Here is a 12,427-nt window from a genome sequence, read left to right as displayed (position 1 = left end):
AATATTACGTTAGAGCTTTTCTGTTATGATGCAAATAGCACCCAAGCCAAAACGATAATTATTAGGATTGATAAAACTGTTGCTTTAATCCAAAGTGCTTCGTTTTCTTTTTTTAGTCTTTGCCTAATTTCTGTCAGTTGCTCTGGTGTTGCATTTGGTAAATTATATTCAATCTTTCTATTTTTATTATAACCACCTAATGTCTTTCTAAATCGTTTAGATTTATCAAGCATTATGTTCTTGTTACTCTTTATGGTGCTAATCATCGACTCCCCAAGTGGCATAAATATTTATTTTAATAAGATAATACCCAAAGATTAATAAAGAATAGTAAAAACTAATCCCAAAAACAGAATAATCGTTAATGTAACAACTTTAATCATTCTAATCTTTCGCTCTTCTTTTAATCGCCTAGCAATCTCTTTGAGTTGCTTTGTTGTAGCTTTAGGCAAATTATACTCTGTTTTTTTGTCTGAGTTATATCCACCAAGTCTATTAACAAACCTGTCTCGTTGAGGAAGTTGGTTTCTATTAAAGTTGATTACATTCATTGAATTAGAAGGCATAATTTCTGCATTTTAAAGTTAAGTAAAGACAATAGTGTATAATAGTAACATATATAGAATATGCTACTTATTGATAAAAGACACTATAAAAGTGTCAGTTAAAGATCAAAAAAGTGAATAGTCTATGCTATTAGAATATAGCGATCAGGACCATGGCAAAAACAGATAATTTTAAAATTATTCCTGTATGATTTACCATATTAAATTGCGAAGACTTTAGACGTTGTCTAATACCAAATACAGATTTTGTAGTTGACTTGCTAAAGTTGTGCTTTACAATAGATTTGTAATTTGAATTTAACAATCCATTGGTTGTGTAATGAGATACCGCAATGGGTTCTGGTACAGTTTCTAATTCTTGATTTAATACTAATTCCATGATTAATGTTTTTTTAGTTGGTTACGCTAATATGACGTGCAATAATTAAAAATGTTACAAGCTGTATTGCAACTATAGCCTAACATCGAAGACATTAAAATCAAAAAGTATCAGTAAAATTATAGGCTAGCTAAATTTTAAAATAAAATAAAAAAAGTTGAAAATTTATTGTTTTTGACCTTTCCCAAACACCAAATTAAGTCCAAATTGAAGTGAAGCACTCTGTGCTTTTGCTATATTTTGGTATTCTAACAAATTATCTGCTAAAAGATAAAAATTTAAAGGTCCTATATCTGTTGAAAGACCAAAACCCATATTAGTAAATGAAAAAGAATCTATAGTATAAGTTGCTTTAACGCTTAGATCATTAAAAACCCTTCTGTAGTAAAATGCTGTTAAAGCTAATTGTGGTGCTTTAGGTCTTTTTATTGCATACAACTGAGCGCCAACAGCATTTAAATAGCCGCCATCTTCAGCAAGACAATTACAGTCTTTACTATTTTTCTTGCCAAATTTATACCTCACGGCAGCATTAAGCTTTACAGGTCGCCATGTTGTATATTTTGTTTTTGTAGAATCAACTTCAAATAATTCCTCGAAATTATCAGCAACCTCATCCCAATAGTCTTCAGCAGTTTGTCCATCGGGCATCTCTGGAAAAAGTGGATTTATCCCTTCATACACATAACTACCACTGAGTGAGTAATTTTCTAAATCTTTGTTATGTCTAATAAACCCAAAATCCAATAGACTACCTTCAAATACTAGTTGCTCTGAAGCTTCATATGTAAACCCAAAATCTAATCCCAAGCCTAAATTACCACCGAAAAGTAACCGTCTTCTCAATGTTTTTATATCATTAGAAATATCAGAATTATCATCATCTATAAGGCTACCTATACCAGAAGTGTTAACAGAAAGGTCTAAATTAAAAGTATGACTAAGCAAATTGTTTTGCCCTACTTGGGTAGTAAACGTTCCTCTATTTTCTGTTGAATTGATATTGAAAATACTAGAATAAATTTTCCCTCTTGCTCCGACAGTAAGTTTATTATTTACTTTCTTCGTTATTCCTACATGAAAGACAGAAACTACTTCCCCTCTTACATTTAAGTCACTCAAATCAAATACACGCCCAATATTTGAAGCATTACCTTCATAAGCTAAAATGGCATAATCTTTTGGATAATAAGCAATAACATCTGTTTCTATATACATACCAAAAGATAAATACCTGTCTTTTTCTATACCCTTTCCAAAAGCAAATCCTCCAGAAAACACATCTAAACTTTGAGTTGCTGTAAAAAAGTCGTTATCATCTAACCGAAAAATAAGGCTTTGCAACTTAGAATTAAAATCTCTTCCATCATCTGCAAAAAGATCAAAAGCACTCATACCTGAGGAGCCAAAATTTACATGAAAATGAGATAATAAGGGAAAACCCACAAACCAATTGTTGTCTAGTGTAGTGCTAGGATTAACCATAACTGATTGCGGAATATCATTAAACCCAAATAAAAGTTGTTTATTCTGAGTAAAAGAATAATGCATGGCAAATATCAGGATTATATAAATTAGCCTATTGCCAAACATATACTATAGGCTTAGGTTAAGATAAAAAGTACCTCTGGATTTTAATCCAATCTCGCCTGCAGAGTCCTCATCTAAAGATGATCCGTCATTGCTTGGGTAAAGCCTCAAAGTAATTATCATTTTTCTGGTCATTTTAAGTGCTTCGAGAGTAACATCTTCAAACACCTCTATATATTCAGTCAATACCTCATCACCTAAAGGAGAAGGGGAGGCATCAAATAAAAATGAATGCTGAATTTCATCTATTTCATTCAAAAAATCGACTTGTAAACCAAAGGTTCGATTGATAGAATTTGTAGCTTCAAAAATCAGTTCTGCCTTTACTAAGTTGTCTATAACAAAGTCATCTGTAAAGATTTCTATGTTTGCTATAGTATCGCTAACCGTTTCTAGCTCCATTCCGTTTTCAGAAAAACGAGATGCTTCAACATTAGTGTATACCACACTAGCTGCTAAAACTGGAGTTAATGAAAAATCATCAGCTTGATCAAAATCAACATCTTTAACACAAGATGTTATCATTAATATTATAAAACTATATAGAATTGAATATATCTTTCTCTTTTGCATAAAAAACTAGGTTACGTACTAAAATAACGATTTATACAAAAAAAATATTGCAGCTATCTATTTCTCCAAAAGAAAGGAGTCAATAATATGAGTACTGTAAATAATTCTAATCTACCAATAAGCATTAAAAAAGACGACCACCATTTTCCTAAAGTTGGCAATGTCGCATAATTATTTACAGGTCCAAAATCACCAAGAGCTGGTCCCACGTTCCCTAAACTTGAAGCAGAAAGCCCTATAGCGGATTCAAAATCTATATTGAACATAGAAAACACCAAAGCCCCAATAATAAAGGATAGCATATATAGAATAAAGAAACCTAATATATTAAATACGATATCCTTTGAAATTGATTTGGTATTATATCGAACTGGTAATATCGCATTAGGATGCAAAGCACGTTTAAACTCTAAGAAACCGTTTTTTATCAATATCAAATGGCGTACTACCTTTACACCTCCAGATGTACTACCAGCAGATCCACCTAAAAACATTAAGCCAAAGAAAAAGACCGTTAAAAATGGTGTCCATAAAGTATAATCTGCCGTTACAAAACCCGTAGTAGTAACTATAGCTAAGACTTGAAACAGACCATGTCTTATAGCACTTTCCCCTTCTCCTAATACCATGGGATGAGCAATCGAAGATTGAGATACATCGGCTTTAAAATAAATTAAAAGTGCTGCGATAATGGTAAATGCGGCAATAAACCTAAAGTAAAGTTTAAACTCGTCGTCTTTTACAATTTTAACAACATTACCTTTAAAAAGGTAGTAACTCAGTACAAAATTAGTACCTGCTAAAAACATAAAAAAGATGATAATATATTGTATAGCTGGGCTATCATTCCAATGGGCAATACTTGCATTTTTGGTAGAAAAGCCTCCGGTAGATAAAGTACTTAACGCATGGTTAATAGCATCAAAAAATGACATTCCTGCTATTTGAAGCAATAGGGTTTCCGCAATAGTATATCCAAAATAGATTAACCATAAACGTTTTGCTGTGTCAGTAATTCTTGGATGAAGCTTATCTCCACCTGGACCAGGAGCTTCGGCTGCAAATAACTGCATACCACCTACTCCAAGCAAAGGTAAGATAGCAATAGCAAGAACAATAATTCCCATACCACCTATCCAATGCGTTGTACTTCTCCAAAACAGTACACCTTCTGGCAATATTTCAATATCGTTTAAAATGCTGGCTCCCGTAGTAGTGTAACCAGACATGGTTTCAAAAAAAGCATTTGTAAATGAAGGAATTGCTTCTGTTGCTAAATAAGGTAATGTCCCTGTAAGCGACATTACAATCCAACCAAAGGCTACTACAATATAACCTTCGCGTTTGTTCATTTCTTTTCTATGCTTTTTAGTGCCATACATTGCAATACCACCTAGTATCAATGTAGCTAAACCCGCTAAAAATAATTCTAACGTAACACCGTCTTTATAAATTAGACTTATTAATGTGGCAACCATCATAAAACCACCATTAAACAATAGTAGCAATCCAAAAAAATGGAAAATGATTTTATAATTAAGCTTCATTGCAGACATAGCTTATGAGAAAAATGCTTCTACTTCAGAAATTGAACGTGGTAAACAACAAACAACAACACGGTCACCTGCTTCAATTTTAAAACTTCCAAGTGGAATCATACCTTTTCCTTCTCTTATTACACCTCCGAAAATGGCCGATCTTGGAAAGTTCAAATCTTTAATAAGTTTATTTGTTATTTTAGAATTTGGCTTTACCACAAACTCTAAAAGTTCGGCATTCATATTGGTTAATTTGGTCATAGCTACCACTTCACCTTTTCTAATATATCTAAAGATATTATTAGCTGCCAATAGTTTTTTATTGATAAGTGTATCAATACCAATAGACTGAGATAGCTGGTAATAATCCATATTCTCTACCAAAGCAATGGTCTTCTTCACACCTTTAGATTTTGCCAAAAGACACGACATAATATTGGTTTCAGAATTACCTGTTACCGAAATAAAGGCATCCATTTCGGAGATATGCTCTTCTTGTAAAATCTCAACATTTCTACCATCACCACAAATCACCAAAGCATTTGGCAAACGATCGGCAAGATCCTCGGCTATAGGTTTTTTACTCTCAACCAACTTTACATTGAATTTACTTTCGCATAGATCTCGAGCGGTTTTATAACCAATTTTACTACCACCAAGAATCATTACATTCTTAATTTCAGCTTTTACTTTACCTGAGAGTTCAAATAATTCTGCATCACCTCCTTTTGAGGTCATAAACACCACTTTATCACCTTCCTTAAATTGTGTATCTCCCCTTGGAATAATGGTATATTGCGTAGCATAACGCTGAATGGCGATTGGTATAAAATGTAATTCTGAATATAGTTCTGCAGCTTCCTTAACCGTTTTACCTACAAAAGTAGCTGTTCTGGATAGACGTAATCCCAGCATAGTAAGTGCACCTTCTTCAAACTCGTACGTATCATTAAATCCATATTGGTTGAGTAATAACTCAATTTCTGATGCTGCTAAAGATTCTGGTGAAATTAGTTCATCAATTCCAAACTGCGAAAATCCTATAGTTTCCTTTTCGTCAATAAATTCCGTATTAGAAATACGAGCAATAGTACGCTGAGCACCAAGCTGTTTTGCTAAAACACTCGCTGTAATATTAGTAGTCTCAGAAGAGGTGACAGCTATAAAAAGTGCTGCTGTATCAATACGTGCCTCTCTAAGTATAGCAATAGATGTAGCATCTCCTTTTATGGTCTTTATATCTAAATGCTCTCCAGCATAAGAAAGACTATCTTTAGTTGTATCAATTAGAGTTATCTCTTGCGACTCGTAGGATAATAATTTTGCTAAATGAAATCCTACCTCTCCTGCACCTGCGATAATTATTTTCATCGTGAATTGTTGAAATAAACATGCAAATATAGTTATAAGTACTTAAAGTTGTAAAGATTTAAAATTACAATCAATAACTAACAACTTACAACTTTAAGTACTTATGACTTATAACTTTAGTAACACTTACAACTTATCCATATATTTGCCAAAAAATTTTAATGACCGAAAAGGTAAAACCATATAAAGGAAGTGAAGCCTCAAAAAAGGATCAGGTAACTAAAATGTTTGATACTATTTCTAAGGAATATGACGGACTAAATCGTGTTATTTCATTTGGTATTGATGTAAAATGGAGAGATAAAGTGGTAGATATTATTGCTAAAACTCAACCTGAAAGTATTTTAGATATCGCTACTGGAACAGGTGATTTGGCAATTAGTTTAACAAAAACCGATGCCAAGGAAATTATAGGCTTAGATATAAGTGATGGCATGCTCGAAGTTGGTCGTAAAAAAATAAAATCCAAAAACCTAGATGGTGTTATTTCAATGGTTATTGGTGACTCTGAAGACTTACCTTTTGAAGACAATACTTTTGACGCCATTACCGTAGCCTTTGGTGTAAGGAATTTTGAAAATTTAGAAAAAGGATTAACCGAAATTCTAAGAGTTTTAAAACCTAATGGTATGTTTGTTATTCTTGAAACCTCTGTACCAACTAATCCTATCTATAAGTTTGGTTATAGGCTTCATTGCAAGTTTGTTTTGCCTACTATTGGGAAATTATTTTCTAAAGATAGAATAGCCTACAGGTACTTAAGCGAATCAGCCTCAGTTTTTCCTTATGGCGAAGCATTAAACAATATTTTAAGAAAAATTGGGTTTATTAATGTCGAGGACCAGCCACAAACCATGGGAGTAGCAACTATTTATACCGCATCTAAAGCATAATATGAAGAAAATAGTAATTGTCATAGTACTTTTATTAGCGTTTCAAAACGTCTCTGCTCAATTGTTTACCAAAGAAAGAGTAGCCAATAATATTGATAATATAGATCAAAAGTTTTTGACTTGGGGTTATTTTTTAGGTTTTAATCAGTACGATTTTAAATTTAATTACAACGAAGACCTCAAAGATATTCTTGTAGATAAAACCTTTGGGTTTCATTTAGGACTAGTTGGAGATATGCGCATTAATGACTATATGAATCTGCGATTAGAACCTGGTGTTTTCTTTACCACTAGAAACCTAAGGTATGATGAGAGTTATTTTGCTGGCACAGATTTTAATGACTCTGATTTATTAAGAGAGGTGAAATCTACATATATCCATATCCCTTTGCTATTAAAAATTTCAACTAAACGTATCAATAACTTTAAACCTTTTATAATAGGTGGTATTTCTACAGCATTAAACCTCTCTAGTAATCAAGATAATCCTGATGACAATAGTGCTGGTGAATTTAGAATGAAAAAAAATACTTATTTCTACGAAATTGGATTTGGTATAGACCTCTATTTACTCTATTTTAAATTTACACCCTCCATTCGTGGAGTTTTTGCTATGAATGACGAAATTGTAAGAGATGCAGACCCGAATAGTCCATGGACTGGTAATGTGGCAAAAATGCAAACCAGAGGCATTTTTATTAATTTTACATTTCAATAGTACGTCTTTTAAATTCGCTTAATACAATAGCAGCTGCATTTGCAACATTAAGACTTTCCGTTTTTCTAAACTCACCAAATTGTGGGATTGACACCTTTTTATCTAAAAATTTCTTTATAGGTTTAGAAATTCCATTGGCTTCGTTACCTAAAACTATAACCCCTTCAGCCGGCAACTCTAATCTATAAATATTTTCACCTTCCATAAATGTTCCAAAGACTTTACAAGGACTAGCTTTAAGGTAAGCCTCTAAATCTGTATACTCAATATTGACACGTGTTAACGAGCCCATAGTAGCTTGTACAACTTTAGAATTATAACAATCTACAGTGTTAGAACTGCAGACTAAGTTTTTTACACCATACCAATCACATAATCGAATTATAGTACCCAAATTTCCAGGATCTCTAACAGCATCTAAAACGATGACTAAACCTTTATAATCTACTTTTACTTCTTTAGGAATTTTAAAAATCGCGATTGCAGTGTTTGGGTTTTTAAGAGATGATATTTTTTTAAGTTCTGTTTCCGAAATTTTGGTGGTCAAATTACTCGGAGCATCAAAAACTGGCTTCGTTGTAAATAGATTTTCAAGCTGAAAGTTTGAATTTAAAAACTCTTCAATTCCCTTAATGCCTTCAACAGTAAATAGTCCTAATTGTTGTCTATATTTTTTTTGTGCTAAACTTTTAATTAACTTTATTTGATGCTTTGTAACCATTAAAATGTCTTTACATTTGTTAGAGTTATTACAAAGTAAACCTTTTTTGGACTAATTTTTGTTTATCACCAGTAATATCAAAAAAACAAAACAACATTTGAAGCTGAAACAACGTACGTTATTATTAATACAGAACTACAAGCCAGCTTGTAAAGTGTTGTTTTTTTCTAGTATTGTTTTGCTTCTGTTTTCTTGTAACGTCGTAAAACGTGTTAAATCCAACGAACATTTAATTACTAAGAATACTATTATAGAAGATGGCAAAGTTAAGAAAGAAGAGCGTATAAATAATATTATCATCCAAAAGACCAATCTTGGTATGGAAGGCTTTTTTGGTTTTCCTTTGAGGTTACATGTTTACAATTTAGCACGACCAAATATAGACTCTATTATAAACGTTAACATATTAAGCGATAGTACTAAAGTTAAACGCAAAACAGGTTTATTATCTAAAAAACAATTTGATAAATACATACAATCTAAACGCAACTTTAATAGTTGGCTAAAACGTACAGGCGAAGCACCAACAATATTAGATGAGAGTAAAACTAAAAAAACGGTAATATCACTAAGAAATTATTATAAGTCCAGAGGTTGGTTAAAAAACAAAGTAGAATATAATATTGAACGCGACAGTAATAAACGGGCTAAGGTCACCTATAAAGTGACAAAAAATCAGCCTTTTATATTAGACTCTATAAAACCTATCATCAGTAGCCCTGCAATAGATTCACTTTACAGTAGATTTAGTAGAAAATCCTTATTAAAAAAAGGAGAACAATATGATGTTACTAATTACGAAAAAGAACGCGAACGTATTACCAATTATTTGCGCAATAACGGGTTTTATCATTTTGGGCAAGAATATATCAGTTTTGTTACAGATACTATTGGAACAAACTCTAAAGTAAATACGGAATTGATTATTGCAAACCGTTCTATAAGAGGAGAGGATTCAACAGCAACGGTTCCATTCAAGACATATAGAATAAAGGAGATCAATATCTTTACAGATAACAATTTTGAAAACCAATTTAAAACTATATCAGATACAACTATCTACAAAGATTACAATCTATACAGTAAGGATAAATTGAAGTTTAGACCTAAAGCACTTACAGATGCGGTTTTTATTAATAAAGGTGATAAGTATAGTGATTTAGCACGAAGCAGAACATCGCGTTACTTAAATGATCTTCAAATGTTTAGGTATCCCCGTATTATCTATCAAGAAAACGAAATAGATACTACATTGACTGCAAATATCTTCTTAGAGCCAAGAAAAAAATATCAACTGAGTTTTGATTTGGATGTGAGTCAGAGCAATATTCAAAAGGTGGGATTTTCATTTGGTACAGGCCTAAAAATAAGAAACGTCTTTAGGGGCGCAGAAACTTTAGAACTCAGTGGTATTGCTGCTATTGGTGCATCTGAGGATGGAGGTGATACTGAAGATACGTTTTTTGATATTAACGAATTTGGAGGCAACATAAGGTTAACCATTCCGCGTTTATTTACGCCTTTTAAAACCGATAGTATCATCCCAAAATATATGTCTCCAAGTACAGCAATTAACCTTTCTACTACAAGTCAGCAAAACATTGGATTAGATAAGCAAACACTTTCAGGACTCTTAAGTTATAATTGGTTTCCTTCAAAAACGGTTACAAATACTCTAGAGTTTTTCAACGTTCAGTTTGTAAAAAACCTCAACACCAGTAACTATTTCGGTGTTTATTCTAATTCTTTTAGAAGGCTAGATAATATAGCTAGAGATATAGGTTATATTGACTCTGACGAAAGCTTGGAAAACCCATCAAACTCATTTGGACCGGCTGATACATTTATTGACGATGTATTAGCAGGTAATACAAGTTTAACATCTGATGACGATGATTTTATTACCGTTAATAATATTGACGAGCGTAAAGAACGACTCACTGAAAATAACCTTATTTTTTCGACCAGTTTTGATTATAAAAAAGATAAACGCACTAATATATTTGATAACGATTTTTCGATATTTAAATGGCGTGTGGAGTTGGCTGGCAACTTTTTATCTACACTCTCAAGAGCTTTAGGATCTTCAAAAAATAGTAATGGTAACTATGAAGTCTTTGGAGTAGCTTTTTCTCAGTATTTTAAAACTGAAATCGACTATGTAAAGTACTTTGGTTTAGGAAGAAATAACGTTTTTGCTTTTAGAAGTTACGCTGGTATTGCAATACCTTACGGGAACTCTAACAGTATTCCTTTTGCCGAAAGTTTTTTTGCAGGAGGACCAAATGACAACAGAGCATGGACAGCTTATAACTTAGGACCTGGCAGCTCAAATACTACAAACGAATTTAACGAAGCTAACTTTAAAATACACTTAAGCGCAGAGCAACGTTTTGGGCTTTTTGGAGATTTAAGAGGTGCACTTTTTATTGATGCTGGTAACATTTGGAATGTTTTAGATAATGTAGAAGAAGAAGCGGCTACATTCACAAATGTAGATTCTCTTAAAGATATTGCAGTTGGTTCTGGTTTTGGTTTGCGCTACGATTTTGATTTCTTTGTACTACGCTTAGATATTGGTTTTAAAACTTACGACCCATCTCAAAATGAAGGTAATCGATGGTTTAAGGATTATAACTTTAGAAATGCAGTATACAATATTGGAATTAACTACCCATTTTAAGTTTAATTACACTTAAAAAACTACATCGTTTTCGGTATTTAATAGCATTCTTCAACAAATACATATTTAAAATTTATGTATTTTTGAAGTCTAATTTCAATCATAAAAATTATGAGTCATAATATAAAACCTGGAGTTGCTACAGGACAAGAAGTTCAGGAAATTTTTCAACTCGCTAAAGAAAAAGGCTTTGCTCTACCTGCAGTAAACGTAATAGGATCTAACTCAATTAATGCCGTTTTAGAAACCGCTAAAGCGTTAAATGCACCAGTAATTATTCAATTTTCTAACGGAGGTGCACAATTTAATGCCGGAAAAGGATTAGGAAATGAAAATCAAGAAGGAGCTATTGCTGGTTCCATAGCCGGAGCTAAGCATGTACATCACATGGCGGAAGCCTATGGTGTACCAGTAATTTTGCATACAGATCATTGTGCTAAAAAATTATTACCATGGATTGACGGTTTATTAGATGCTAGTGAACAACATTTTAAAGAAACTGGAAAGTCACTTTACAGCTCACACATGATTGATTTGTCTGAAGAACCTATCGAAGAAAATATCGAAATCTGTAAGCAATACCTAAAACGCATGAGCAAAATGGGTATGACATTAGAGATTGAATTGGGTATTACAGGTGGTGAAGAAGATGGAGTTGATAATAGTGACGTTGATGCCTCAAAATTATATACGCAACCAGAAGAAGTTGCTTATGCTTATGAAGAATTGAGTAAAATCAGTGACCAATTTACTATTGCTGCAGCTTTTGGTAATGTGCATGGTGTTTACAGACCTGGAAATGTAAAATTAACACCTAAAATATTAAGAAACTCTCAAGAGTTTTTATCTCAAAAACATAATCTCCCGCACAATCATATAGATTTTGTTTTTCATGGTGGGTCTGGTTCTACTGTAGAAGAAATTAGAGAAGCTATTGGGTACGGAGTTATTAAAATGAATATCGACACTGATATGCAATGGGCTTTTTTAAGCGGAGTAAGAGACTATGTACAAGATAAAAAAGAGTATTTACAAACTCAGATTGGTAATCCAGATGGTGATGATGTACCAAATAAAAAATATTATGACCCAAGAGTATGGTTACGTAAAGGCGAACAAGCTTTTGTAGAACGACTTAAAAAAGCTTTTGAAGATTTAAATAACGTAGATACATTATAATATACCTAACATCATAAACCCCATTAAACTTCTTATAGTTTTAATGGGTTTTTTAAGTACATAGAAATTAATCTTCTATTAGTTTTCCATTTTTGGATTTAATTAATAAAGTAGTAATTTTATATGTTTTACATTTGCACTTAACAACTAACTAAAACAACGATTAAAGATTTTTCAATATCTTAAATCGTAAAACCTCCCCTAAGCATAGTCTAT

Annotated in this window: 12 protein-coding genes; 4 read left to right on the top strand and 8 right to left on the bottom strand. The window is 32.4% G+C overall.

Translation table 11 applies throughout. From position 1 onward, the window contains the following. Positions 1-23: 23 nt before the first annotated feature. The 7 genes from Q0912_RS01435 to trkA form a co-directional block, all read right to left on the bottom strand. Positions 24-284, bottom strand: coding sequence for a hypothetical protein (locus Q0912_RS01435; RefSeq protein ID WP_299111214.1), 261 nt, complete (start codon positions 282-284; stop codon positions 24-26). 33 nt (positions 285-317) lie between these two features. After that, the gene (locus tag Q0912_RS01430; protein WP_299111212.1) at positions 318-566 is read right to left on the bottom strand and encodes a hypothetical protein; all 249 of its coding nucleotides are present in this window, start codon (positions 564-566) and stop codon (positions 318-320) included. A gap of 130 nt (positions 567-696) precedes the next feature. After that, positions 697-945: a hypothetical protein gene (locus Q0912_RS01425; RefSeq protein ID WP_299111210.1), complete on the bottom strand. Its 249-nt coding sequence runs from the start codon at positions 943-945 to the stop codon at positions 697-699. 165 nt (positions 946-1,110) lie between these two features. Continuing rightward, positions 1,111-2,496, bottom strand: coding sequence for a DUF5723 family protein (locus Q0912_RS01420; RefSeq protein WP_299111208.1), 1,386 nt, complete (start codon positions 2,494-2,496; stop codon positions 1,111-1,113). Between the two features lie 45 nt (positions 2,497-2,541). Then, positions 2,542-3,108, bottom strand: a complete 567-nt coding sequence (locus Q0912_RS01415) for a hypothetical protein (RefSeq protein WP_299111205.1) — start codon at positions 3,106-3,108, stop codon at positions 2,542-2,544. 53 nt (positions 3,109-3,161) lie between these two features. Continuing rightward, positions 3,162-4,655 carry a potassium transporter TrkG gene (locus Q0912_RS01410; RefSeq protein WP_299111201.1) on the bottom strand — a complete coding sequence of 498 codons (1,494 nt, stop codon included), beginning with the start codon at positions 4,653-4,655 and terminating at the stop codon, positions 3,162-3,164. 12 nt (positions 4,656-4,667) lie between these two features. After that, a complete protein-coding gene (trkA, locus tag Q0912_RS01405; RefSeq protein ID WP_299111199.1) occupies positions 4,668-6,017 on the bottom strand; it encodes a Trk system potassium transporter TrkA in 1,350 nt (449 codons plus the stop codon). A gap of 161 nt (positions 6,018-6,178) precedes the next feature. Between trkA and ubiE the strand changes: the two genes are divergently transcribed. Then, positions 6,179-6,910 (top strand): bifunctional demethylmenaquinone methyltransferase/2-methoxy-6-polyprenyl-1,4-benzoquinol methylase UbiE, encoded by a 732-nt coding sequence (gene ubiE, locus Q0912_RS01400; protein ID WP_299111195.1) that lies wholly within the window; start codon positions 6,179-6,181, stop codon positions 6,908-6,910. A 1-nt stretch (position 6,911) separates the two neighbouring features. Continuing rightward, complete coding sequence (locus tag Q0912_RS01395; RefSeq protein ID WP_299111193.1) at positions 6,912-7,628, top strand: porin family protein; 717 nt, start codon at positions 6,912-6,914, stop codon at positions 7,626-7,628. Here the strand turns inward: Q0912_RS01395 and Q0912_RS01390 are convergent. Then, a complete protein-coding gene (locus tag Q0912_RS01390; protein ID WP_299111191.1) occupies positions 7,615-8,349 on the bottom strand; it encodes an RNA methyltransferase in 735 nt (244 codons plus the stop codon). The genes Q0912_RS01395 and Q0912_RS01390 overlap by 14 nt on opposite strands. Before the next feature lie 97 nt (positions 8,350-8,446). Between Q0912_RS01390 and Q0912_RS01385 the strand changes: the two genes are divergently transcribed. Further along, a complete protein-coding gene (locus tag Q0912_RS01385) occupies positions 8,447-11,032 on the top strand; it encodes a BamA/TamA family outer membrane protein (protein WP_299111189.1) in 2,586 nt (861 codons plus the stop codon). Positions 11,033-11,143: 111 nt separating this feature from the next. Then, on the top strand, positions 11,144-12,211 hold the full coding sequence (gene fbaA / locus Q0912_RS01380) for a class II fructose-bisphosphate aldolase (protein ID WP_299111187.1): 1,068 nt from the start codon (positions 11,144-11,146) through the stop codon (positions 12,209-12,211). Positions 12,212-12,427 lie beyond the last annotated feature (216 nt).

Source organism: uncultured Winogradskyella sp., assembly GCF_947498345.1.
In the GTDB taxonomy this organism is placed as follows: domain Bacteria; phylum Bacteroidota; class Bacteroidia; order Flavobacteriales; family Flavobacteriaceae; genus Winogradskyella.
The sequence above is the reverse complement of the archived record's forward strand: the minus strand, read 5'-3'. Positions and strand labels throughout refer to the sequence as shown.

Bases quoted from the DNA above. Each gene is read 5' to 3' on its own strand.
- ubiE (WP_299111195.1), top strand. From the start codon at position 6,179: ATGACCGAAAAGGTAAAACCATATAAAGGAAGTGAAGCCTCAAAAAAG.
- trkA (WP_299111199.1), bottom strand. From the start codon at position 6,017: ATGAAAATAATTATCGCAGGTGCAGGAGAGGTAGGATTTCATTTAGCA.
- fbaA (WP_299111187.1), top strand. From the start codon at position 11,144: ATGAGTCATAATATAAAACCTGGAGTTGCTACAGGACAAGAAGTTCAG.
- Q0912_RS01395 (WP_299111193.1), top strand. From the start codon at position 6,912: ATGAAGAAAATAGTAATTGTCATAGTACTTTTATTAGCGTTTCAAAAC.
- Q0912_RS01420 (WP_299111208.1), bottom strand. From the start codon at position 2,496: ATGCATTATTCTTTTACTCAGAATAAACAACTTTTATTTGGGTTTAAT.
- Q0912_RS01425 (WP_299111210.1), bottom strand. From the start codon at position 945: ATGGAATTAGTATTAAATCAAGAATTAGAAACTGTACCAGAACCCATT.
- Q0912_RS01390 (WP_299111191.1), bottom strand. From the start codon at position 8,349: ATGGTTACAAAGCATCAAATAAAGTTAATTAAAAGTTTAGCACAAAAA.
- Q0912_RS01415 (WP_299111205.1), bottom strand. From the start codon at position 3,108: ATGCAAAAGAGAAAGATATATTCAATTCTATATAGTTTTATAATATTA.
- Q0912_RS01430 (WP_299111212.1), bottom strand. From the start codon at position 566: ATGCCTTCTAATTCAATGAATGTAATCAACTTTAATAGAAACCAACTT.
- Q0912_RS01435 (WP_299111214.1), bottom strand. From the start codon at position 284: ATGCCACTTGGGGAGTCGATGATTAGCACCATAAAGAGTAACAAGAAC.
- Q0912_RS01410 (WP_299111201.1), bottom strand. From the start codon at position 4,655: ATGAAGCTTAATTATAAAATCATTTTCCATTTTTTTGGATTGCTACTA.